Genomic DNA, 22801 nt, shown 5'->3' on the forward strand with positions numbered 1-22801 from the left:
AGCGTTCCTTCAGTAGATGGTGCGCTTATGTACTAAGAGTAGGTTACTATTGGTATATAGCGCAAGGAGGTGTCCGATGGCACGTACGAGACTGTCGCGGTCCGGCAGGTACGAACAACTCGTGGAGGTGTCGTGGGCATTGGTGCGAGAGGAGGGCGCGGACGCGCTGACCCTCGGCCGGTTGGCTGAACGTGCCGGCGTTGCAAAGCCGGTTGTCTACAGCCATTTCGCCTCCCGCGCCGCGTTGTTGGCGGCCCTCTTCAAGGAATTCGACGATCGTCAGACGGTGATGCTCGAGGAGTATCTCGATGCCGCGGATGAGTCCTTGAGCGGACGCGCGAATGCCATCGCCGACTCCTACGTCGGATGTTCGCTGGCGCAGGGGCGTGAGCTGACGGGTGTGCTTGCAGCGCTGGAGGGTTCGCCCGAACTGGAGCGGGTCAAGCGTGAATCGGAACATGTCTATTCCGAACGATGTCGGGAGGTGCTGACTCCCTTTGGTGCAGCCGGCGGACTTGCGCAACCTTCGATGACTGCAATATTCGGTGCTGCAGAGGCACTCTCGCACGCGGCGGTAGCGGGAGCGCTCTCGCCCGACGAGGCTCGAAGCGAACTTGCCGCACTGATTGTCGCGGTGGTCGGCCGGACCTGAGGTCCCCGGGTATGCGGGCGGTCTTGATCGAGCCGCCCAGGTTCGTCATCGACTGACGTGCCCATCCAGTTCGACGCGCTCACGCATGGATTCGGATATCGCTGTCAGAGTTTGGACGAACGCGTCGATCGCCGGAGCATGTGGAGGTTTCCCGTAGGTCGCGACAGAGATAGTGCGTCGCTCGCCGCTAATGCGGTGTGCGCGGATATTCGGATTCTGATGTGCCTGGAGAGCGAGAGCCGGAAGGGTGCTGACCCCGCTTCCGGAGGCGACCAGCGCTTGGACGGCTACGTAGTCGTCGGTCTCGAACTCGATCCGCGGAATGAATCCAGCTCGATTGCAAGCGGTGAGGAGGTGGGCTCGGCAGCTCGGGCAACCGGCAATCCAGGTCTCACCGGCGTAGTCCGTGATCTCGTTGGTGGCATCCGCATTCCGCGCAGAGGTGATCAGGTACAACGGATCTTCCAGCAAAGTCGTCTGCGCGACATGCTTGAGCCCGACGTCAGGGGTGTCCTCGTGCGCGAAGACAACAGCTACGTCGACATCGTTGTTACGAAGCAGTGCAAGTGCTCTGGGTGGTTCTGCATCAACGAGGCTGATGGACACATCGGGGTACTTGGACGTGAACGCTGCCATCGCCTGCGGAATCAAACTCGCCAGGGCTGACGGGAATGCGGCCAGTCGTACCCGCCCGGCCCTCAGTCCTGCGTACGTCTGGACTTCGGCTACCGCTGCGTCGACGTGGCCGAGGATCTCTGTGGCTCGCCGAACCAGCACCGTGCCGGCTTCCGTCAGGCGCAGTCCACGACCCGCTCGCTGGAACAGTGGAACCCCGACTTCCGACTCGAGCTGTCGAAGGTGGTGACTGATGGAGGGCTGCGCGTAACCGAGAGAGTCGGCGGCGGCTGTCACCGACCCTTCCTGCGCAACAGCGGCCAAGACCCTCAGCCGAATTAGATCGAGCATGCCGAAATCATAGAAGATTTCGATGCTTTTGACGAGAACACGTATTGGATCTATGAATCGGTGTTTGGCAGGGTGAATCACATGGCTCCGGCACCTGATCTCACGGCATCAAACCAGCTACATCCACCCGTATGGGCTGACATCGAGCGTGCCAGTCAGGTCGTGCGACGGCATCTACCGGTCACGCCCCTGATATCGCACCCGACCTTGGGTGCGGGTTCGTGCAGCCAATTGTTCGTCAAACACGAGAACGTGCACCCCACGGGTGCGTTCAAGGTTCGCGGTGGACTGAATCTGGTGGCAGGACTGGATGAGGCGACGCGGGCGCGCGGGATTGTCGGCTACTCGACCGGAAACCACGCTCAATCCTTGGCGTATGCAGCAGCGGGTGCAGGCGTGCGGTGTGTGATCGTCATGCCGGTTGGGGCGAATCCAGTCAAGGCTCACGCTGTCCGCATGCTCGGAGCCGAGCTCATCGAGCACGGTGTGAATTTCGACGAGGCACGTGCTCACGCCGAGTTCATCAGCGAACGTGACGGCCTGCGTCTCGTCAGCGCCGCCAATGAGCCGGCCATCCTTGCCGGTGTCGCTACTGCCTACGTCGAACTCGTCGAACAACAAACCGATCTGGACGCGGTGGTAGTCCCAGTCGGTGGCGGCAGCGGCGCCGCGGCGGCGTGTCTCGTCGCCAGTGCGCTCGCACCGCACCTAGAGGTGTTCGCAGTGCAGTCGGAGGCCGCGCGAGCCGCACATGACTCATGGAGTTCCGGCGCGTGCGTCGAGCGCCCGAACACCACCCGTGTCGAAGGGCTTGCGACCGGTGCCGGGTTCGCACTGACTCAACGTGTTTTGCGTGAACGGCTCGGAGGCTTCCTGCTCGTCACGGACGACGACATCACCCTCGCGCAGCGGGCGTTGCTCTACGACGCTCACACTTTGAGTGAAGGCGCCGGTGCGGCTGCACTTGCTGCGGTCTTTGCGCATCCGAACACCTTCGCTGGCAAGCGCGTTGCTGTTGTCTGCACGGGCGCCAATGCCTCCGAGAGCGAGATCCGCAGGGCCGTTGGCTAACCGATGGCATGATCGGAACCATGTGCCAGTTTGGTAGGGCGGCACCAATTTTGCATCGCGTATGTGTGTCTGGAACAAGATTTCGCTTTCACGATTGAGCAGAGTGAACAGGGTCGCATCTCGCGACAGCAAGGCCACCGTGGAGGAGACGTGATGCTGCCGACAATCGTCGTTCGGGACGGGACTGTGCTCGATGGTAGAGGGAGCCCGCCCAGGAAAGCGGATGTTGCGATCGCGGGTGACACGATCGTGGAAGTCGGAACGATCGGTGCTGTGCCGGGGGCGATCGACATCGATGCTCGCGGTTGCATGGTGGCTCCCGGTTTTGTGAATGTGCTCAGTCATAGTTACATCACGCTGCAGCAAGACCCGCGAGGATTGTCGGACTTGTATCAGGGGGTCACAACCCAGGTCTTCGGTGAAGGCGTGTCTCTCGGACCGGTCACGGGTTCGATGACTCCGGCGATGCTCGGATTGGGTGCGATTCCACCTGGGGTGCAATCGCATTGGCCGAGGTTGCACGATTTTCTCGAATCCTTGGAGACGAACGGCGTCGGTTTCAACGTGGCGAGCTTCGTCGGCGCAGCGAATCTGCGCATGGTGGTTGCGGGTGTGGACAATCGTCTGTTGAGTGAACAAGAGCTGGCCGAAGCGTGTGCCCTGCTCGACGAGGAGCTTGAAAATGGAGCTCTCGGAGTGGGGTCGGCTCTGATCTATCCACCCGGAAGCTATGCGGATACCGGCGAGTTGCGAGCATTTTCGCAGGTGCTCGCCAGACACGATGCCGTCCATATCTGCCATCTCCGAAGCGAAGGGCAGAGGTTTCTCGAAAGCATCGAGGAACTGATCGATATCGCTCGAACGACAGGAGCGCGCGGGGAGATCTACCACCTCAAGGTTGCTGGTAAGTCGCACTGGCGCAAAATGTCCGAGGCCCTGCAATTGGTTGAGTCGGCTCGCGAGGACGGTGTGCGAATCACCGCGGACGTGTATCCGTACGAGGCGGGGAACACGCTGCTCAGTGCCGCGTTGCCACCGGAGTTTCGGTGTCGTGACACCACGGCCGGGCGCGCGCAACTGAACTCGACCGGTATCCGAGACCAGATCCGCGAGAGGATCCATCGTGAGGACGAGGACTGGGAGAATCTCTACGCTGCGTCCGGAGGTGCCGATGGGGTGACGATCTTGTCCGAGGTACCGGCACTCGGGATCCGAGCGGGGGAAGCTCTGGGATCTATTGCTCGGAGGATGGGGCATCACGACCCGGTGGACACCATACTGGCTGTTCTCGACGCTCTCCCCACAGCCGAAGCTGCCTATTTCATTGCGTCGGAGGACAACACGCGAATTGCCTTCGAGCGTCCCTGGGTTTCGGTTGGTTCCGATGCCGATGCTCAAAGCACGGAAACCCTTTTCGCGGGGCAACCCGTCCACCCCCGTTCATTCGGAGCTTTCGCCCGTATTCTGAGCCGCTACACCCGCGGCATTGGCGGGCAATCAGTCGAGGAATGCGTTCGCCGAATGACCAGCCTTCCTGCTGAAAACTTCGGTTTGGCGAAGCGGGGCTACATTGCGCCAGGGGGATACGCCGATCTGGCGATCTTCGACCCCTCGCAGGTAGAGGATCTCGCGACATACGACAACCCAAGAGTGTATGCGACCGGAATGCGGCACGTTCTGGTCAATGGGCAACCGGCACTGTCGGACGGGGTGCCGACGGGGAAGCTTGCAGGGCGCGCACTTCGGCGCTCGCGCAACGGGTTCGATGCAGTGAGGTGACGAGCTGGCACCGGGGTCAGGTCCAGATCGGCGAAGTGGCCACTGATGGGAACGACCCTTCAGCGGCCACTTCGCCGGACCACGTGAGAGCCCTCAGAATTTCGCCGGGGTCTGTGGAACGATCATGGCCACCAATGCCGCCGCAGCCGTCGCGCCGACCAGGACTCCGAACGCGGCCATGTACGAGAACTGGTCCACCATCCATCCCATCACGAGGGGGGTGATGAAACCGGCAAGCTGTCCACAACCGTTGATCAAACCCATTCCGGAACCGAGGAATTCGGCGGGCAATGCCCGCAACGGGAGGGCGAAGATCGACATCGAGCACAGTCCGCTGACGCCCATCGCGAGGGTTTGATAGAACGTGAACATCGCGACGGTATCGGTGGTAGTCATCAAGAACAGCAGAATGGCGGAGGTGGCCATGCACGGAACGAGCAGAATGCGCGCGCTGTCGTGGAAGTACTTGTCCACCAGACGTCCACCGACAACGATGGCCAATGCCGTGACGATGAACGGGATCGCCGCGAAGATTCCCGTATCGATCAGCGAGAGCCCCTTTTCGTTGAGGAGGTAGCTCGGCACCCAGGTCAACAGCCCATATCCGGCCATGTTGGCCAGGCAGAACAGAAGTGCGAACTTCCAGACCGAAACGGACTTGAATACCGCGGCGCGTGAGTGTTCACTGGCGAGCGGTTGCAGTGCGGCCTCCGGATCTTCCGTGATCTCTGTGTCCAACGGCGCCGGGAGCACCAACCAGACGACTGTGCCGATCACGGCGCCGACTATGGCCACCAGCCAAAATGCGTCCCGCCAACCGACGGCCATGAGAACTGGGGCGATGATCAATGGTGCGATGCCGGGGCCCAGGTTGTTTGCACCGATCATGAAGCCCATGGCCGTGGCGCGAGTTTTCGGACGGGTTCGCTCAGCCAGAGCTTTGAACGACGCTGCTGGGAAGAGACCCTGGCTGAGCCCGAACATCGCACGCATGACCATCAGCGAGACGAGTCCCCAGGCGAATCCTGTCAGCGCGGTGAACACCGACCACAGGATCAACGCAACGATCAACAGTGGCCGGGGTCCGAATCGGTCGGCCAGCATGCCGCCGGGGACCTGCCCGAGCATGTAAAAGATGGCGAAGATCGACACGACTCCGCCCAATTGCGTATTACTGAGAGAGAATTCGTCTCCGATCATCGGCAGTGCAAGCCCGATCATCACGCGATCTATCATGTCGATCATCCAGATCGTACTGAGCAGCCCAACAGTCATAGTCGTTGTTCGACGAATTGACTTGTTGTCCAATGTGTTTTGTATCGACTTGCCGCCGCTATGCGAGGGTTCCTCAACTGTGGCGCGTTCCGACTTCATCATGCCTCCTGAATTGCGTTGTGCCGCATGGACTGATGAAGTGTGGCAGCGGACACGTTGGCCGCATTGGTCCGTTCGGCCAATAACCGACCGAATGTTTTGTCGGTCGGTACAGCGTCACTCGGGTGAGATTCCGGGTGACGTTGTCACCAGAGCTTTAACTGCACAAAGCTCTGTCCACGGTGTCTACGACGTGTTGCGTGGCGGACGCAGTCGAGGGAAGAGCAGTCACCGCAAGGTTTACGGCGCGCCCGTTGTCGGTGATGCCGCCGCGGGTCTCGTAACCGACTATGTCGCCGCCGTGGCCCCAGTAGACCCCGCCGCACGAGAGAGTCCTGCTGGTGAGGCCGAGGCCGTACTCGAGTCCGGTGGGCCCGCCGACGTGGACGGTGGTACGCATCTGATCGAGTTCGGCTGCGGGGAGCAGTCGTCCGTCGAGTAGCGCGTAGAGGAACTGGTTGAGGTCCGAGGTGGTGGAGATCAGCTGCCCTGCGGCCCATCCCCACGACGGGTCCATCTCTGTGACGTCACTCAGTGGGCTGTCTGGTCCGGTGCGGTGGTATCCCTTGGGATGGGGACCCCGGATGGTCATGTCGCCCGGGGATGGGAAGTAGGTGTTGCGCAGGCCGATCGGCGCGAAGATACGTCGATTCATCTCCTCGGCGAGGGGGCGGCCGGTAACCTTCTGTACGAGTAGGCCGGCCAGAATGTAGTTGGTGTTGCTGTACCCCCAACTCGTTCCGGGCGGTGCGTCGGCGGGGTGTTGGAAGGCGATGTCGAGCAAATCGTGGGGGTCGGCGTAGCGGTATCTGATCTCTTCGTCATTGACGTGTATTCCGTACTCGGGGAGTCCGCTGGTGTGTTGGAGGAGTTGGCGGATGGTGATGTTGTGGCCGTCGATCCCTTCTCCGCGGACGAGTCCGGGTAGATAGGTCTCGATGGGGGTGTCGAGTTCGATCTTTCCTTCGGCGACCAGTTGCAGGACCACTACTGCGGTGAAGGTTTTGGTGTTGCTGCCGATTCGTATTTGGCCGTTGTGGGGTACCTCTGATCCGGTGGTCAGGTCACCGACTCCTGCGGTGTAATTGCGGGAGTTGCCGTTTCGTTCTTGGACGCTTGCGAGGGCGGCGGGTAGTCCGTCCTCGCTCACCAGCGCGTCGAGTGAGCGTTGAACCGCGTCGGACTCAGTGGAGGAAGAACCGACGGTATCGGGACTGAGGGCGGATGAGGGCGAGCAGGACGCCAGCGTCATGGCACCGAGGGCCATCGCGGTAACGACCGAAAAGGTCCGGTGCCGTTTGCGGTCCTGCCGGCGATCTGAGGAAGGGAAGCCCTTTCGAATATTGTTACGCATCAGTAGAACTCCTGAGGATTGGTAGGGATCGGGACATCGTTCGATCGGGAAGAATCGTTGTTCGATATTGCGCGCGAAGTCGTGCACGAACATGTTTCCTTCACTCCTCGCACATCGCTGCGTCGACAACTCGCTGTGCTGCTACGAAGGCGTCCTCGCTCATCGGGATGTGATTGAGGGTGAGAGTCACAGCGCGTCCCGTGGTATCGACTCCGCCCGAGGTGCCGAAGCCGGGGATCCCGCCGCCGTGACCCCAGATCTCCTTCCCACAGGAACTGTTCACGCGGACTAGTCCGAGTCCGTAACTGTCCTGCGGGCTCCTGTCGAACGGCACGGTGTGTTTCATCTCGGCGAGCCTGTCATTCGAGACGAGGTCGCCGCGTAGCAAAGCCGTGAAGAAAGTGTTGAGGTCGGCGCCGGTTGCGACCATCGCACCTGCGGTGTCGGCCCACGACACGTCACCATCGGTGACATCGACCTGAATGCCGCCGATCGGGTGATAGCCCTGTGCATGAGAACCGCGGATCTGTGTCTCGCGGGAGGCGGGAAAATAGGTGTCCTTCAGTCCGAGCGGATCGATTATGCGGGTCGTGATCTCCTGCGCGGCAGGGCGTCCGGTGACCTTCTCGATGAGCATCCCGAGCAGAATGTAGTTCGTGTTCGAATAGACAGCCTTGTCTTTGGCTGCCGGGCCGGGTGGAAGAGACATCGCGATATCGACCAGTTCAGTGGGGGAGAAGTGCTCCGATGGTTGTGCGCTTGTCCCCACCAGCAGCTGGCCGGGCTTGATGTCTTCCGGCCGTGCTCCGCCGGCGGCGAGGTAGTCCGTCAGTCCACTGGTGTGCTGCAAGAGATCTCGAATGGTGACTCGGTTGCCGTCGTTCCCGTTGCCTACGACCGTTCCGGGCAGGTAGTGCTCGATGCTCATATCGAGGTCGAGCAGTCCGTCGTCGACGAGTTGCATGACGACGGTCGAGACGAAGGCCTTTGTGTTGCTGCCGATTCGGACCCGCGCATCTTCGGGGATAGGCTCGCCGGTGGCGGTGTTTCCCATTCCTGCACGAATGATGCGAGTGCCCCGCGACGGGTCGGAGATCACGAGTTGTGCGCCGGGGATCCCCTGTTCGATGACGCCGTCGAGCGCCTGTTGCACGGCAGCGTCGCTTTGCCGAGTGGAATCAGTGGCGTCAGTGGTGTCACCACATCCGCTCACTCCCAATATGAGGGCTGCAGCGGTGGCTGCCGGAAGCACGGTGAGCAGGGGGCGACGTCGAAGGGTGGTCATTGGTTGTGGTCTCCTGTTCGTCGGATCTCGTGGTGAGTTCCACATGCAGAGAACAGTATTGACGTGCGTACGCGTCCTCCATGGTGCGAAGTGCAGTCTCTCGGTGGTGCGTGCCGGAGCGTACGGGGTGTAGCTGGCTGCACCTCGGAGTCCGGCGTCTCGCGGCCGATACTGTCGGTTTGACGAGTTATTTCGGAGTAGGTGGCCTTTGGTGATTGACAGGATGCCTCAGCGACAAAGGGCGATATCCACCGCGTGTTCGAGTTTTCTCCGGGTCGCATCGTCGACTACTTGCATGGTGACCGCGATGTTCGCTTCGCGTCCGTCGTCGGTAGCGCCCCCTCGTGTTTCGTAGCCAGGGAAACTGCCGCCGTGGCTCCACGACAGGCCTCCGCACGGGAGTGGGCGGCTGACCAGCCCAAGGCCGTAGCGGGTCTCGGGTCCGAAGGTTTCCTCCGCGGGGACGGTGGTGCGCATCTGGTCGAGTTGGGCTGCCGGGAGAAGTCGTCCGTCGAGGAGTGCGTGGAGGAACTGGTTGAGGTCCGAGGTGGTGGAGATCAATTGCCCTGCGGCCCATCCCCACGAGGGGTCTATCTCTGTGATGTCGACGAGAGGCGCGTCCGATGACTCCCGGTAGTAGCCGCGGGGGTGGAGTTCCGAGATCTTCTCGTCGTATGGTTCAGGAAAGTATGTGTGCTGCAGGTCGATCGGCGCGAAGATTCGCCGGTTCATCTCCTCGGCGAGGGGTTTTTCGGTGATCTTCTGTACGAGTAGGCCGGTGAGGACGTAATTGGTGTTGCTGTACTTCCAACTCGTTCCGGGGGCGAAGTCGGCGGGATGTTCGAGCGCGATGTCGAGAAGTTCGCGTGGGTCGTAGTATCGGACTTCGTCTTCCAGGTAGTTGCTGTAGTTGGGGAGTCCGCTGGTGTGTTGGAGGAGTTGGCGGATGGTGATGTTGTGGCCGTCGATCCCTTCTCCGCGGACGAGTCCGGGTAGATAGGTCTCGATGGGGGTGTCGAGTTCGATCTTTCCTTCGGCGACCAGTTGCAGGACCACTACTGCGGTGAAGGTTTTGGTGTTGCTGCCGATTCGTATTTGGCCGTTGTGGGGTACCTCTGATCCGGTGGTCAGGTCACCGACTCCTGCGGTGTAGTTGTGGGAGTTGCCGTTTCGTTCTTGGATGCTTGCGAGGGCGGCGGGTAGTCCGTCCTCGCTCACCAGCGCGTCGAGTGAGTGTTGAACCGTATCGTGCCGCGCAGCGGCGGTATCGGCGGTCGACGAGCACGCACCGAGGGCGACGACGCCGAGAGTCATTGCGACGGAACAGAGGGCGCGGTGCCGTTTCCGGCCTTGTCTTTGGGGTGAGTTAGGTTGGCCCTGTCGACTGTGGCGACGCATCAGTAGAACTCCTTGGAGAGAATGATCGGTCTGGACACGATCCTGTCTGCTTGAGGATCGGTCGCGCATCGCTCCGACGCGGGAAAACCATCTCCCTCGATTGGGGGAGGCCATCGCCGAGCGGCCCAGTCATACTGGTCGAATCATGATCACAGGATTACGACCGCTGATGCGGGGCTCTACATACTCAGCTGTGCTTTTCGCCTTTTGTGGTGTGTTGGCGAGCCTGCCACTTCTGGTGGTTGCGATATTGCCTGCTCTCGCGTGGCAATCCGCACCCGAGTTCGTCCGGGTGCTTTCGGTCCTGCTCATATGGGTGACTCTGGTAGGAGCACTCGGCCTGGCGCATCCTGTGCGACGCGCGCTCATCGTGTCTGCCCGCCGACTTCTGCAGGTGTCGCTGCCGAGCCCAGCGCTCGGACACCGTACTCCCAACCTCTCGGACATTGATCGTTGGCGTGCCCCGCTCTGGATTGTCCTGCATGTCATGGTGGGCTGGATGGCGGCGCTCGCGACCATCGTCCTTTTCACCATGGGGATTTCGCTCCCGGGGAACTGGCTCGGCGGCACGGCGCGAATCAGTCTGTTCGATACGTCGGTTGACGTGACGGGTGGATGGACCTGGGTCGTGGCGGCCGGCTGCCTCCTGCTTGCGGTAGGAATTTGTGTCCTGGTGGCAACACTCCTGAGATGGCTGGCGCCACCACTGCTGGGGCCGTCCACGGCCGAACGGCTCGCGCTGGCGGAAGAACGTGAACTGCAACTGGCCGAACGCAATCGGGTCGCTCACGAGTTGCACGACTCGATCGGGCACACGCTCACCGCCGCCACGATCCAGGCGGCGGTGGCGGGCGAGGTGCTCGCCTCCGATCCTGCCGCCGCGAGGGCCGCCATGCGTAGCATCGAGGAGTCGACACGGGCTGCGCTCGAGGACCTGGACTACGTACTGGGTGTACTTCGCGAGGAGAGGCCTGGGGCTGTACCTTCGCGGACGCTGTCGGACTTGCCCGACTTGATTGACCGGTTGCGGCATGCAGGGGCGGTTGTGGAGGTGAACCTGTCTGGTGACCTTTCGCAGATCCAGGGCACACTCTCTCGCGCGGGGTACCGGATCCTGCAAGAGGGGACGACCAATGCTCTGCGGCACGGGGACAGCGGGCCGATCGAAATCACGGTGGCAGTCGCGTCGGAGAGTGTCGAGCTCAGAGTGGTCAACAGCATCGGGGCAGTGACCGAGGGAAAAGCAGACGTAGTTCGAAGATCAGGGCGCGGCCTGGCCGGTCTGGCCGAGCGCGTGCGACTCTTGAACGGCGAGCTCGAGGCTGGACCGGACGGAGCCCAGGGCTGGCGATTGAGTGTTCAGTTGCCGGTACGGGCGGCACGATGACTGAAGCCAATTGGAGTGAGGGCGCTCCCAACCCTGCAAGCATGCCAGTCACCCTGCTGATTGCGGATGACGACGACGTTACTCGCAGTGGCCTGCGTATGCTGCTCGCAGCTCAGCCCGGGATTGTGGTCGTCGGCGAGGCTTCCGACGGTATCGAAGCAGTGGAGCTTTCGCGGCAACTTCGTCCGGATGTGGTGCTGATGGATGTGCGGATGCCGCTGCGTAACGGCATAGAGGCAACTCGGCACCTCCAGGCCGAATGCACCGAACCGCCGAAAGTCTTGGTAATCACCACTTTCGAAAACGATGGCTACGTCACGGCCGCACTCAGTGCGGGCGCGAGTGGCTTCGTACTGAAGCGGCTCCCAGTCCCGCAGATCGCAGAGGCAGTACGTGTAGTGGCGGCGGGCGAAGTGATCCTGTTCCCTGCCGCGCTGCGTCGGATGGTCACGCCCCGCCCATTGGTTTCCGCTGAGGCGTTCCCGAATGCAGCGCTGACAGCAAAGGAGGAAGAGGTATTGCGGTTGATGGCCACCGGGCTGTCCAACTCGGATGTTGCTCAGGTTCTGGTGGTGAGCCTGGAGACGGTGAAGACGCACGTTGGAAATGTGCTGGCAAAGCTCGGTGCTCAGAATCGAACGCACGCTGTCGTCATCGCCTACGAGTCTGGTCTGGTGGTCCCGGGATCAGGCACCGATACGGAACCCTGTGCAGCTGGCGGTTGATTGCTTTTGCCAGCGTGGCGCCGGTGAGATTCGCCGTCTGAACCCAAGGCCCTCGGGTGGCACCAGGACTTGTGTCGACCCTCCGGGGGCGAAGCCACATCACCTGTCACCAGTGCGTACCGGGCACGAGTCGGGCGGCGCGTCGACCGAGTTTACGAATGCGTGAGCGCGAGTGGTGCTGTCGCGTCGATGTTGCCGGAAGGTCTGCCGGAGTTTCCTTGTCTACCTGACCCTTTGCCGCTGGAGAATCGGGGAAGGCCTGGTACATCTGGTTGAGGATCCGGTCCTTGGTGTGCGGTGCGAACAGGGTTCCCAGATCGCCCAAAGTTCCCAGTGGCACGTCGATGCGTTTGGGGCGGTCGATCAGCGCGCGGATCACCATTGCCGCAGCTTTTTCCGGGCTGGTGATCGGGCCGTTGTTGTATTCGCCGGTCGGAGCGATCATCGGTGTTTCGACCAGCGGCATGTGGATAGTCGTGAAAGTGATTCCGTCTGCCAGGGTTTCGGAGGCGGCTACGTCCGAGAAACCGTCGAGGGCAGCTTTGCTCGCCACGTAGGCCGAGAATCGGGGCGTCGCCGCCTGAACTCCCGCGCTGCTGATGTTCACGATGTGGCCGAAGCGGCGAGAACGCATGGTCGGCAACAATGCCAGAACCAATCGCACAGCGCCGAAGTAATTCACGGCCATCGTTCGTTCGTAGTCGTGGAAACGATCTGTGGAGTGGTAGATACCGCGTCGGATTGATCGGCCGGCGTTGTTGACCAACATGTCCACGTGATCATGTTCTGCCAGAATGCTTTTGATCGTGTGCTGGACCGATTCGTCGTCGGTGATGTCGCAGGGATAACCGAATGCCTTGCCCCCGGCTGATCGAATCTCCTGTACCGCGGCATCGAGTTCGTCGGTGCGGCGTGCGATCAGGAGAACGGTGGCGCCTTTCTGAGCGGCGGCAATGGCAGATGCCTTGCCGATTCCGGACGAGCCTCCGGTGATCAGAACTATCCGACCGACGAGTGGTCCTTCGGGATGCTTGCGACGTGCGCGATTGGGATCGAGGTTTGCGCGCCAGTACTTCCACAACACAGTCGAGTACGACCCGAACTCGGGGACCACCAGTCCCGATCCGGACAGGGCGGCAACGGTTCTCGCGGAGGTGAATGTCGGCGCCATCGTCATGTTGTCGAGTAAAGCTGCAGGCATACCGATGCGATCGAGGAAGACCTTCCGTGCCGATTCTGCCGAATCCATCGGCAACGGCGAGACGAAGGGTTTGGCGATCACACCCGGCAGGCTGAGTGCGGGCCGCGGCGCTCCAGCGGCCTTGGCGAGTCCGGCATAGATTTCGCGTACCGGTTGAGGTTTCGGATTCACGAGATGGAATGCTTCGCCGTCATGGCCGGGTACATGCATCAATTCGACGAGGGCGGCGGCCACGTAATCGACGGGCACCACGTTGGTCGCGCCGAGGTTGGGGATCGGGACGGGGAGTGCTGCAGGTAGTTTCGCGAGTAGCGCCAGTCCTGGGAACAAGTAATACGGACCGTCGATCTTGTCCATCTCTCCGGTGACGGAGTTACCGACCACGGCAGAGGGTCGATAGACACGCCAGGTGAGGCCTTCTCGTTCCCGAACGATTTTCTCGGCCTCGAACTTGGTTCGGTGGTACGGCGTGGGAAAGCCTTGACCGCAATCGAAATCGGTTTCGCTGAAGGTTCCCGGGTAGTCGCCCGCAACTGCGACTGATGACACGTGATGAAGAGTGGCTCCCAGCTGTGCGGCAAGGTCGACCACGGAGCGTGTGCCCTCGACATTCGTCGAAGCCTGCTCGTCTCCGGCGGTGATGTCGTAGATCGCGCCGAGGTGAAGGACGTGGTCGGCAGGTGGGGGAGAATCGATGCCCAGCCCAGGCTCGGTCAGATCTCCAATGAGCGGATGCACGCGATCGCCGCCGGGAATTGCCGACACCTGTTCTTCGAGTCTGGCGACAGAACCGGCTCTGACCAGCACATGGATCTGAGCAGTTTGATCACGCTCGAGCAGGAGTGGCAGTGCAGCTCGTCCGAGAAATCCGGTACCGCCAGTGACGATGTATGTGGCCATAGTCGGTAACTTACTCCAAAGTAAGATTAGCGGCTAGAGGGAAACGAACATCAATGCGTCATGACACCGTCCTCGGCGTCGAAGTCGATGCCCGCGGTGATGATTCCGGAGAACAAGAACGCGACGGCAAGCGCAAGAGCGGGGATTGCAAGGATCCATTCGAAAATTGTCATGCTCCAAGTCTGACGAAATCAGCTTCGGAGAACATCGCCCTGCGGAGCGATTTAGACGATCGGGCAGTCATCCTCGAGGACGACTGCCCGATCGGGGAAATCCACTAGGTCCTGTTGCTGAAGAGTTTCGGGCGCAGTGGGGGTGCGCGCTCGTCCTTGCGTCGCGTGACGTGATTTGGGATGAGATGTGGGCGGCCGTTGTTCCGAGGGTGTGAAGGCCACGCGCCGTCCGCCAGTAGACCGGCGCACCATCGTCGAGGCGATGGCGTGGCCAGGCCGGCAAACCCTAGGCCGGTTCAGCGCCCGACAAGTCCTCGACCGCATACGGGGTCGTTCCTTCGAACAGAACACCGATCCCGAAAGGATCGGCCATCTCGAGCCTTGACTCAGCGAACCGGGCCATCACGGTCGCAGCGAGCTCACGCACCGCCGACTCCGGCACGGTGGCCGGCTCGATAACCAGACTCACCGGCCTGGAGGCACCGACCCCCTGGACATCGATGATCGATGTCCAGCACGCCAACGAATCGTCCGAGTCGACACGCGAAAACGCTGCTGAGCCGACCACAACACTCTCATGTAGGTCATCCACGACCCTAGTCAAACATGGCTCTCCGCAGGATCCCAGGCACTCTTCAGCGACATGGCCCAGTCGCGATCAGTGGCCGATGCCGACCTTCGCGTGAACCTTTTTCATCCACGCGGGAGCCCACCAGTTCGCTTCGCCCATCAACTTCACGAGTGAGGGCACGAGCAACATACGGATGATGGTCGCGTCGACGATCAGCGCGACGATCATGCCGACGCCCAGGAACTTCATCACCGACAGCCCGGACATCGCGAAGGCCCCGGTCACCACGATCAGGAGTAAGGCGGCAGCCGTCACGATGCGGCCGGTGCGCTCGGTTCCGAACTTGACCGCTTCCTCTGTCGTCGCACCCGCGTTCTTTGCCTCGACCATCCGTGACATCAGGAAGACCTCGTAGTCCGTGGATAATCCGAAGACGACCGCGAGGATGAGCACGACAAACGTCGCCTCCAGCGGAGTTTGACTGACCCCGAGGAGTTCGACGCCGTGACCGTCCTGAAAGACGAAGGTCAGGACGCCGAAGGTGGTCGCGAGGCTCAGGGCTGCCATCAGCACCGCCTTGATGGGCAGGATCACCGACCCGAACGCGAGGAACAATAAGATCAAGGTCGATCCGACCATGATGAGGATCATCACCGGCAGCCAGTGCAGGACGGCGTTGTTGCCGTCGTCGACCATGGCTTGGCCGCCGCCGACAAGCAGTTCCGTCCCGTCGGGAGCGGAGATCGCACGCAGATCCGTGACTGCGGCGCTCTGCGATTGGGGCGTGGAGCCCTCGCTGTACAGCGCCTGAACCGCGATGAGTTGATTGGTGCTCGCGACGACGGTCGCCTGACCGATGCCCTCGACCTGACCGGCGGACTCGGCGATCGCTGCACCTTCGGCCGGGGTGAGAGTGTTCCCGTCCTCGGCCTGAAGGATCAACGTCGCGCCGTTACCGGTCTGAGGGAAGTCGTTGACCAACGTGTCCATCGCGACGCGAGCGGGGTCGTTGTCCGGCAGTGCGGTGTACGAGAGTTCTCCCAAACGGGCGCCGAGCAGAGGCGAGGCCATCACGAGCAGCACGGCCACGATCGTCACCGAGACCGCGACCGGACGCTTCATCACCCACGTGACGACGCGGCCCCAGAACTTGCGCGAGCGTTCCTCGCCGCGTTGCGCCGCATCCTTGCGCCACGTCAGGGCGTTGATGCGATGCCCCAGAATGGCAAGCAGCGCAGGCACAGCGGTCAGCGACAGGACTGCCGCGCTCAGTACTGCAGCGATCGCACCGAAGCCCAGAGACCGGATGACGGCCTGCGGGAAAACGAGCATGCCGCTGAACGCACAGATCAGCAGTAGACCCGAGAACATGACGGTGCGACCCGCCGTCAGAACTGTTCGCTGGGCAGCAGCTCCCGGATCCGAGCCTGAATTCAGTTCTTCACGGAACCGGCCGACCACGAACAGTCCGTAGTCGATCGCCAGTCCCAACCCGAGAAGAGAAGCGACGTTGATCGAGAATGAGGACACATCGGTGACCAAGGTGAGGATCCGGAGAACCGCCAATGCGCTCAGGACACTGAGTACACCTACGAACACCGGAACCGCGGCAGCGACGACGCCGCCGAAGATGAAGACCAGCAGCACCAGAGTGATCGGAATGGCGATGGCCTCGGCGACAACCAGGTCTTTCTCGAGTTTCGTGTTGAATGCGACGCCGACGACGGTGTTGCCCGCGAATTGTGCCTCGGCGCCTTCGACTTCGAGCTTCGGCAAGAGATCGGCGAAAGTGGCCGGCGTGACTCCCGAGTCCGGTGCCAACGTGATCGCAACGGCGCCCATGGATCCGTCGTTCGAGAGCAGACTGGCCTTGGCCGCCGCGTCCGTTCCCCAATACGACTTCACCGACGCCGTCGGCACTTCCGTTTTGAACTGGTCGACCGCGGCCGTCACTGCCGGCCCGATGTCGTCCAGGGTCTTACCGCCTGTGGGCGAATAGATCGCGATGATGTCCGGGGTCTGTGGGCCGAGGTTGTCTTCGATGATGTCGGCGACTTTCGCGGAGTCACTGCCCGGATCGATGAATCCGCCCTGGCTGAGCTTGCCGAATACTCCGAGTCCCCACACCCCACTGATGAGAACTATCAGAACCGCGAGGCTCAGTACCCACCATTTCCGGGCGACGACGGTTTGGGCCCAGCGTGTCATGTATCAACTCCGGTGTGTGGGGGCGTCTGGCCAGATCGACTGTAGTGGGCGTTTGGTCTTGAATCGGAAACGTGATGCATACTGCTCGAAGCACTTGCAAGCCACGCGTGTGGGGGAAGCCGGTCCGAATCCGGCGCTGACCCGCAACGGTAGGTCGATTCTCGGTAGTCGCCGAGCGTCGGCAAGCCCGATTACCCACCGCGCGGTGTGCGACATCCATTCGTCGTGGTCTACGAAAAGGAAGTCCAGCAGGAGCTCTGGCCGAGGATCAGTGTGCGGGCGGAGTTGTCTGTCGGATTCTCATTCGTGGCTCAGAGCCCTTACGAGGTCCCCGTGTCACTTCAGTTCTCCCCTTCCCGCGCCGCCACTGTTCTCATCGCGGTCGCCTTGGTTTCGGCAGGTTGTTCCAAAGGTCAGGAATCAGAGTCGGCGTCTGCTGCGGAATCCTTCGCACAGCCGGTGTCCGTGACCAACTGCGATCGCGAGATGACCTTCGATTCGCCGCCGCAGCGCATCGTGTCTTTGAACGGACACGTCACCGAAGCCCTCATCGAGATCGGCGCGGGTGATCGGATTGTCGGGCGGGCTTACAGTGACAACCCGCCAACTGCCGAGACCGCCGATGTATTCAACAAGATTCCCAGCCTCTCCGATACGTTCCCGAGCATGGAGCAGGTTCTCGACGTCGATCCGGACTTCGTGGTCGGAGGAATGACCAGTGCCTTCAACGAGAAGCAAGGCCGTTCCCGAGACGCTTTCGGCGAGCGCGGAATCAACACCTTCCTCTTCTCCGAATACTGTGGCACCGGTTTCCCCGACATCGGATTGCTCGAGAACGACTACACGCAACTCGGTCGAGTCCTGGGCGTCGAAGATTCCGCCCGCGAGGTCGCCGAGGAGATCAGCGATGGTCTCGATTCCGTCCGCGCTTCGGTCGGGGACGCGGCGCCGGTGCCGACCTTCTTCTACGACAGCGGTGACCAGGTTCCGACGACAATCGGCGGAGTCGGCGTCGGTCAATTGGTCGCGGAATACTCCGGCGTCTCGAACATCTTCGCCGAAGGGACAAAGCCCTACATCGACGCATCGTGGGAAGCTGTTGCCGAGCGTGCACCCCAGGCGATCGTGGTCATCGACTACGGCGACAAGACGGCCGACCAGAAGATCGACTTCCTCCGTGCCCAGCCGTTGATGGCGACCACCCCTGCTGTGCAGCAGAACCGGTTCGTCGTGGTTCCTCTCGCTGACCTGTTCGAGAGTTCACGGTTGGTGCGTTCGGCACAGACCATCGCGACAGCCTTCCATCCGGGCGCTGACGCGGCGAAGTGACCCGCACGCGTTACGGGTACGGCGCCCTGCTTGTCGGCTTGGCGATCGGCTTGGCGATCGTACTGGGGTTGGCCGTCTCCTTGGGATCGGTTCGCATTCCCGTCGGTGACGTCTGGGCGATAGTCGGAGCTCGTTTGGCGCCAGGGACTTTCGAGACGTGGTGGACCGCGGCGCGGGAGTCGATCGTGATCGATTCTCGCCTACCCCGTGCCCTCACGGCTGCGGTGGTGGGTGCGTCCTTGGCGATGTCGGGTGCCGTTGCTCAGGCTGTCACACGGAATCCTCTTGCCGACCCGTATCTACTCGGAGTGTCGTCGGGTGCGGGATTCATGGTGGTGCTTGTGTCGGTGCTGGGTTTCGGTGCCGGCCTCCTCGGGGTTTTCACGATTCCGGTCGCAGCATTCGTCGGGGCGATGATCCCGTTGTTCCTCGCGCTGCTGATCGGCGGCCGGTATCCGCAGCCGACCGCGATCATTTTGGTGGGTGTCGCGCTCGCCCAGATATTCTCGGCGCTCATCACCTTTTGCATCCTGGTGTTGGCCGATGATCGGCACGTGACGTCGGTGATGCACTGGATTGCCGGCGGATTCGGAGATGCGCGATGGTCGACGCTGATCTTCCCGACGATGGCGCTAGTCGTCGTCGGTGCCGCGCTTCTGTTCAGTTCGCGATGGATGGACGTGTTGCAGACCGGTGACGACGGGGCTGCTGCACTCGGTATGAACGTCCGACGGTTCCGTGTCTTGTCCTTGCTCGCGGTCTCCGTACTGGCGGGCGCGGCAGTCAGCGTTGCCGGTGGAATCGGTTTCATCGGTCTGCTGATCCCACATCTGGCAGGCTTCATCGTCGGCACCAGAGCAATTCGACTGCTCCCTGCTGCAGCCCTGCTGGGCGCCGTCGCGATGGTTGCCGCGGATACCGCTGCGCGCTCGGTGGCGCAATCCACTGAAGTCCCGGTCGGGGTGATCACCGCCCTCGTCGGTGCGCCGATCTTCGTCTGGATGCTCTACCGGCAGTATCGGAGGCTCGAACAGTGACACAGGCCAGAACAGTGGCACAATCCAGAACAGTGACACTCCCGAAGGACGCCGAAGCTGCGCCTCTGCTTGAACTCGTCGAGACCCGGGCGAGGCTCGGCAACCGCGAAGTCTTGCGCGGCATCACTTTCGCAGTGACGTCCGGTGAAATATTGGGCTTGGTCGGACCGAACGGCAGTGGCAAGACGACGGCACTGCGCTGCTGCTACAACGCTTTGACGCCGACAGGTGGAGCAGTTCTGATCGATCAAGCCGACTCGACGACGCTCTCGCGTAAGGACATCGCCAAAACCATCTCGGCGAGCGTCCAGGAACCTACTGTCGCGGCAGGACTTTCGGTTCGTGAATCGATCGCGCTCGGACGAACTCCGCACCGTAGCTGGTTGGACCGAAGCACGGAGCGCGATACCGCCATCGTGGACCGGTGCATCGAGCAGGTCGGTCTGGTCGAGCTTGCCGGACGCGACGTGTCCACCCTGTCGGGTGGTGAGCGGCAACGTGTCTCGATAGCGCGCGCGTTGGCTCAGGAGCCCAAGGTTCTGTTGTTGGACGAGCCGACCAATCATCTCGATCTTCGTCACCAGTTGATCGTGATGGAATTGCTCGCCGAACTTGCGTCGGCGGGGCTCGCAGTTGTGGTCACCATGCACGATCTACGGTTGGCAGTCGAGTACTGCGACAACCTTGCGGTGCTCACCGAAGGTGAACTCCGCGCGTGTGGGTCTACGGTCGAGGTCTTGGACGAGCCGTTGTTGGCCGAGGTTTTCGGCATCAAGGCGCGAGTCGAACGCGGAGTACGTCCGCGGATGGAGATATTGGGGCTGGCATGACGGAATCGGTAGCCGGGATCTACGCCCGTATGGCAGTAGCTGTGCCGTTCTTCGACAACCTGAGCGCGTATCCGGATACGGTGCCAGCGGTGTTGATGACCGACCCCCAGTGGTTGGCAGCACGCGTCGCCGATACGGCCGAGCGATGGGGGAGTGCGGACAGTCGAGTGAACGGCACGTTGTGGTGGTACTCGGCCAGTTCGACGCTGACCGGCATTCCGATCGGAACCGGAATGGTCACCGGGTTCGCGGCCGATCCAGTGTTGGACGGTGGGCGGATCTTCCTGCGTGACAACGGCTATCTGGGCGGTTTCGCTGCCGGATCGGTAATTTCGATCTCGCGGAGTGTGGCGGAGTTGGGCCACGCGATGTTCCGCTCGCTCAGTCCCGTGATCGAGGTGCTCGCCGAGGTGTCCGGCGTTCGGCAGCAGGCGCTGTGGGCGATCACAACGGACTCCATCGCCAATCGCAGCCTCGACGCCGCCGGTAATGCGCGGGAGCGCGGAAGTGCATTTGCTGCCGGTCTGATCGAAGTTCTCCGCGGTGAGAACCCGGGCATTCCGGTCCCGCGTTTCGTGGACGTGGACCGCAGAGAATCTGCTGTGCGCGTGGGTAATCCATTGACTCCGGTGGCATTCGGGCGACGCAGATTCACGCAGCGGGCGTCGTGCTGCCTGATCTACGAGGTACCCGGTGAAGGCAAGTGCACCAGTTGCCCGAAGCGCGCACCCGAAGACCGGGTGCGCGCCTTGGCCGCTCTGGTGTGACTGTGGGTGGGCGGATTCAGGTGTTATCGGATCAGTGAGCTGCGACCTTGGAACGGTCGAGTCCCAGTGCGTCGGTCATCGTGAAGAACAGATCGGTCTGGTCCGTGAGGCCGCTGACGTTGGCCGCGTGCGGGCCGAAAGCTGCTACGCGCAACTGGGTTCCGGTGTGTCCTTCGGATTCGACGGCCGGATCTTCGGACGTTCCGTAGCTGATCGTCATCTCCGAGCCGTCCTTGGTGGCCAGCTTGCGGGTCAGGCCGGGGTAGACGATGTCCTGGGCGCGCTCGACCGGGATGTTCTGGTCTTTGGCGATGGTGGCGATGTCGTCTGCGCTGACATTGGTGACGATCTGGCTGGTGTGAGCGTGGTCGGCTGTGACGATGACCAGGGTTTCTCCGTCGGTCTTCGCGAATTCGAGTGCCTTCTGCACAGCTTCGTCGAGGTCGACGGTTTCACCGATCTGACCGCACGCGTTGGCCGCGTGATCCTGCTTGTCGATCGAGGCACCTTCGACCTGGAGGAAGAAACCGTTGTCGTTGACCTTCAGTAGATCGATGGCCTTCTGAGTCATGTCCGCGAGCTTGGGTACGTCGGAGGTTCGCTTGGGGTTGTCGACGCAGGTTTCGGCGGGCTGCAGGTAACCGTCACGGGTGGCGACGGATCCTTCCCAGCGGACGGGCATGTTGCCCTCGGCGAACAGGCCGAGCACGGGCGCATCCTGATCGGCTTTGCCGACCTCGTTCATCTCGGCGGCGTTCTTCACCAGCTGGTAGCCGCGAGCTGCGGCCTGCTCGTTGAGCGTCTTGCCCTGCCAGTCACCGGCTTTCGCAGTCTCGGCGAAGGACTTGGCACCACCGGCGAAGGTGACGTCGGCGCGGGTGTCGAGGAGCTGTTCGCTGATCGACCCCTTGCCCCCGTTCTCGATGGCGTTCTCCGGGCAGGACTTGGACGTCGCCTCCGGTCCGTAGCACTTGCGGCCACTGACGTGCGCGACCTGCACTGCGGGGGTGGCGTCCTGCACCTCTGCGGTGGAGACGTTGCCGGTGGCCTTGCCGTTCGCCTTGGCGATCTCGAGGACGGTCGACTGGGCCTGCCCCTTGATGTCGACGGAAATCGCGCCGTTGTAGGTCTTGGTGCCGGTGGACCACGCCGATCCACTCGCTGCGGAGTCGGTGACGTAGTCGGGCTTGCCGTCCTTGGTCAGTGCGTAGTGCGTGTACTGGCCGGCGATCGGCAGGGCGTCGAGACCGGGGAAGCTGCCGGCAGCGCCTTCGGCGTAGTTGCGCGCGGCTGTGATCTCAGAGTCGCCCATGCCGTCGCCGATCAAGAGAATGACGTTCTTCGCGCCGGAAGCGTTGACGGCGTCGCGCACCGCGGCCGACTGATCACCGTCGATACGACGAGCACCACCATTCGAGGACAGTTGGCCGGTCGCGGCGCGATCGACAGTCGTGCCGTTCGAGCCCGTGGCCTCATCGGCACTGCTGCTGCAGCCTGCAGCGGCCAGAACGACGACGGCGCCGGCGACGGCCGTCAACCTACGTGTGTTGCGCGAGAACGACATACGAGTAGTACTCCTGGAAACAGTGTGGATGGAGATGATGAACGCCGCTAATGATCTGGGTCCAAAGTGAACGGAGTGCAGACATGCGTACATCTGAATGTGACGAGACGGTGAGGGTTGAGATTCGCTCTGTTGACTGCGAGTGAGTGACCTGTCAGACTGAATTTGTGTCGAACATCAGTTCGATGCATGTGGTGCGTCTTCCCTTTCGGCATCCTCGAGCAGTCGGT

General features: G+C 61.9%; 19 protein-coding genes and 1 riboswitch. Of the genes, 9 read left to right on the plus strand and 10 right to left on the minus strand.

Translation table 11 applies throughout. From position 1 onward, the window contains the following. The first annotated feature begins 76 nt into the window (after positions 1-76). Positions 77-652 carry a TetR/AcrR family transcriptional regulator gene (locus tag ACSW29_RS11055; protein ID WP_448277216.1) on the plus strand — a complete coding sequence of 192 codons (576 nt, stop codon included), beginning with the start codon at positions 77-79 and terminating at the stop codon, positions 650-652. 45 nt (positions 653-697) lie between these two features. Here the strand turns inward: ACSW29_RS11055 and ACSW29_RS11060 are convergent, their stop codons facing one another. Next, a complete protein-coding gene (locus ACSW29_RS11060; RefSeq protein WP_448277217.1) occupies positions 698-1618 on the minus strand; it encodes a LysR family transcriptional regulator in 921 nt (306 codons plus the stop codon). 81 nt (positions 1619-1699) lie between these two features. Here ACSW29_RS11060 and ACSW29_RS11065 point away from each other — a divergent pair, with 81 nt between their 5' ends. Both ACSW29_RS11065 and ACSW29_RS11070 read left to right on the plus strand, forming a co-directional pair. Beyond that, entirely contained in the window at positions 1700-2689 is a 990-nt protein-coding gene (locus ACSW29_RS11065; protein ID WP_448277218.1) for a threonine ammonia-lyase, read from the plus strand. Positions 2690-2842: 153 nt separating this feature from the next. Then, positions 2843-4468 (plus strand): N-acyl-D-amino-acid deacylase family protein, encoded by a 1626-nt coding sequence (locus ACSW29_RS11070; protein ID WP_448277429.1) that lies wholly within the window; start codon positions 2843-2845, stop codon positions 4466-4468. A 93-nt stretch (positions 4469-4561) separates the two neighbouring features. Here the strand turns inward: ACSW29_RS11070 and ACSW29_RS11075 are convergent, their stop codons facing one another. The 4 genes from ACSW29_RS11075 to ACSW29_RS11090 form a co-directional block, all read right to left on the minus strand. Next, on the minus strand, positions 4562-5713 hold the full coding sequence (locus ACSW29_RS11075) for an MFS transporter (RefSeq protein ID WP_223304655.1): 1152 nt from the start codon (positions 5711-5713) through the stop codon (positions 4562-4564). A 286-nt stretch (positions 5714-5999) separates the two neighbouring features. Beyond that, positions 6000-7196 carry a serine hydrolase domain-containing protein gene (locus ACSW29_RS11080; RefSeq protein WP_448277219.1) on the minus strand — a complete coding sequence of 399 codons (1197 nt, stop codon included), beginning with the start codon at positions 7194-7196 and terminating at the stop codon, positions 6000-6002. Between the two features lie 100 nt (positions 7197-7296). After that, entirely contained in the window at positions 7297-8481 is a 1185-nt protein-coding gene (locus tag ACSW29_RS11085; protein ID WP_448277220.1) for a serine hydrolase domain-containing protein, read from the minus strand. Between the two features lie 228 nt (positions 8482-8709). Then, entirely contained in the window at positions 8710-9795 is a 1086-nt protein-coding gene (locus tag ACSW29_RS11090; RefSeq protein WP_448277221.1) for a serine hydrolase domain-containing protein, read from the minus strand. 253 nt (positions 9796-10048) lie between these two features. Between ACSW29_RS11090 and ACSW29_RS11095 the strand changes: the two genes are divergently transcribed. Both ACSW29_RS11095 and ACSW29_RS11100 read left to right on the plus strand, forming a co-directional pair. Next, the gene (locus ACSW29_RS11095; protein WP_448277222.1) at positions 10049-11266 is read left to right on the plus strand and encodes a sensor histidine kinase; all 1218 of its coding nucleotides are present in this window, start codon (positions 10049-10051) and stop codon (positions 11264-11266) included. Between the two features lie 41 nt (positions 11267-11307). After that, a complete protein-coding gene (locus tag ACSW29_RS11100) occupies positions 11308-11991 on the plus strand; it encodes a response regulator transcription factor (protein ID WP_448277223.1) in 684 nt (227 codons plus the stop codon). 106 nt (positions 11992-12097) lie between these two features. On the opposite strand, the gene ACSW29_RS11105 is transcribed toward ACSW29_RS11100, so the two are convergent. The 4 genes from ACSW29_RS11105 to ACSW29_RS11120 all read right to left on the minus strand — a co-directional run bounded on the left by ACSW29_RS11105 (position 12098) and on the right by ACSW29_RS11120 (position 17044). Further along, complete coding sequence (locus ACSW29_RS11105; RefSeq protein ID WP_448277224.1) at positions 12098-14092, minus strand: SDR family oxidoreductase; 1995 nt, start codon at positions 14090-14092, stop codon at positions 12098-12100. Between the two features lie 50 nt (positions 14093-14142). Beyond that, entirely contained in the window at positions 14143-14265 is a 123-nt protein-coding gene (locus tag ACSW29_RS11110) for a hypothetical protein (protein WP_283303309.1), read from the minus strand. A gap of 286 nt (positions 14266-14551) precedes the next feature. Then, the gene (locus ACSW29_RS11115) at positions 14552-14857 is read right to left on the minus strand and encodes a hypothetical protein (RefSeq protein WP_448277225.1); all 306 of its coding nucleotides are present in this window, start codon (positions 14855-14857) and stop codon (positions 14552-14554) included. 66 nt (positions 14858-14923) lie between these two features. Continuing rightward, the gene (locus ACSW29_RS11120; protein ID WP_317825309.1) at positions 14924-17044 is read right to left on the minus strand and encodes an MMPL family transporter; all 2121 of its coding nucleotides are present in this window, start codon (positions 17042-17044) and stop codon (positions 14924-14926) included. 69 nt (positions 17045-17113) lie between these two features. Next, positions 17114-17261: riboswitch (cobalamin riboswitch) on the plus strand. 116 nt (positions 17262-17377) lie between these two features. Here ACSW29_RS11120 and ACSW29_RS11125 point away from each other — a divergent pair. From ACSW29_RS11125 to ACSW29_RS11140, 4 genes are read left to right on the plus strand one after another with little or no spacing between them, the layout of a single operon-like run. Continuing rightward, positions 17378-18373, plus strand: coding sequence for an ABC transporter substrate-binding protein (locus ACSW29_RS11125; protein WP_448277430.1), 996 nt, complete (start codon positions 17378-17380; stop codon positions 18371-18373). Next, the gene (locus ACSW29_RS11130) at positions 18370-19410 is read left to right on the plus strand and encodes a FecCD family ABC transporter permease (RefSeq protein WP_448277226.1); all 1041 of its coding nucleotides are present in this window, start codon (positions 18370-18372) and stop codon (positions 19408-19410) included. Before ACSW29_RS11125 ends, ACSW29_RS11130 begins: the two co-directional genes overlap by 4 nt. A 32-nt stretch (positions 19411-19442) precedes the next feature. Then, positions 19443-20240 (plus strand): ABC transporter ATP-binding protein, encoded by a 798-nt coding sequence (locus ACSW29_RS11135; RefSeq protein ID WP_347871998.1) that lies wholly within the window; start codon positions 19443-19445, stop codon positions 20238-20240. Next, the gene (locus ACSW29_RS11140) at positions 20237-21007 is read left to right on the plus strand and encodes a (2Fe-2S)-binding protein (protein WP_317825312.1); all 771 of its coding nucleotides are present in this window, start codon (positions 20237-20239) and stop codon (positions 21005-21007) included. Before ACSW29_RS11135 ends, ACSW29_RS11140 begins: the two co-directional genes overlap by 4 nt. 31 nt (positions 21008-21038) lie before the next feature. Here ACSW29_RS11140 and phoA read toward each other — a convergent pair whose 3' ends face one another. Then, entirely contained in the window at positions 21039-22571 is a 1533-nt protein-coding gene (gene phoA, locus ACSW29_RS11145) for an alkaline phosphatase (RefSeq protein WP_448277227.1), read from the minus strand. Positions 22572-22801: the final 230 nt, after the last annotated feature.

It is taken from the genome of Rhodococcus sp. GB-02 (assembly GCF_053470465.1).

What these genes read in the sequence shown, in the direction of transcription:
- ACSW29_RS11105 (WP_448277224.1), bottom strand. Translation starts at nt 14,092, where the DNA reads ATGGCCACATACATCGTCACTGGCGGTACCGGATTTCTCGGACGAGCT.
- ACSW29_RS11100 (WP_448277223.1), top strand. Translation starts at nt 11,308, where the DNA reads ATGCCAGTCACCCTGCTGATTGCGGATGACGACGACGTTACTCGCAGT.
- ACSW29_RS11070 (WP_448277429.1), top strand. Translation starts at nt 2,843, where the DNA reads ATGCTGCCGACAATCGTCGTTCGGGACGGGACTGTGCTCGATGGTAGA.
- ACSW29_RS11065 (WP_448277218.1), top strand. Translation starts at nt 1,700, where the DNA reads ATGGCTCCGGCACCTGATCTCACGGCATCAAACCAGCTACATCCACCC.
- ACSW29_RS11060 (WP_448277217.1), bottom strand. Translation starts at nt 1,618, where the DNA reads ATGCTCGATCTAATTCGGCTGAGGGTCTTGGCCGCTGTTGCGCAGGAA.
- phoA (WP_448277227.1), bottom strand. Translation starts at nt 22,571, where the DNA reads ATGTCGTTCTCGCGCAACACACGTAGGTTGACGGCCGTCGCCGGCGCC.
- ACSW29_RS11095 (WP_448277222.1), top strand. Translation starts at nt 10,049, where the DNA reads ATGCGGGGCTCTACATACTCAGCTGTGCTTTTCGCCTTTTGTGGTGTG.
- ACSW29_RS11110 (WP_283303309.1), bottom strand. Translation starts at nt 14,265, where the DNA reads ATGACAATTTTCGAATGGATCCTTGCAATCCCCGCTCTTGCGCTTGCC.
- ACSW29_RS11055 (WP_448277216.1), top strand. Translation starts at nt 77, where the DNA reads ATGGCACGTACGAGACTGTCGCGGTCCGGCAGGTACGAACAACTCGTG.
- ACSW29_RS11140 (WP_317825312.1), top strand. Translation starts at nt 20,237, where the DNA reads ATGACGGAATCGGTAGCCGGGATCTACGCCCGTATGGCAGTAGCTGTG.
- ACSW29_RS11090 (WP_448277221.1), bottom strand. Translation starts at nt 9,795, where the DNA reads ATGACTCTCGGCGTCGTCGCCCTCGGTGCGTGCTCGTCGACCGCCGAT.
- ACSW29_RS11120 (WP_317825309.1), bottom strand. Translation starts at nt 17,044, where the DNA reads ATGACACGCTGGGCCCAAACCGTCGTCGCCCGGAAATGGTGGGTACTG.
- ACSW29_RS11075 (WP_223304655.1), bottom strand. Translation starts at nt 5,713, where the DNA reads ATGATCGACATGATAGATCGCGTGATGATCGGGCTTGCACTGCCGATG.
- ACSW29_RS11085 (WP_448277220.1), bottom strand. Translation starts at nt 8,481, where the DNA reads ATGACCACCCTTCGACGTCGCCCCCTGCTCACCGTGCTTCCGGCAGCC.
- ACSW29_RS11080 (WP_448277219.1), bottom strand. Translation starts at nt 7,196, where the DNA reads ATGCGTAACAATATTCGAAAGGGCTTCCCTTCCTCAGATCGCCGGCAG.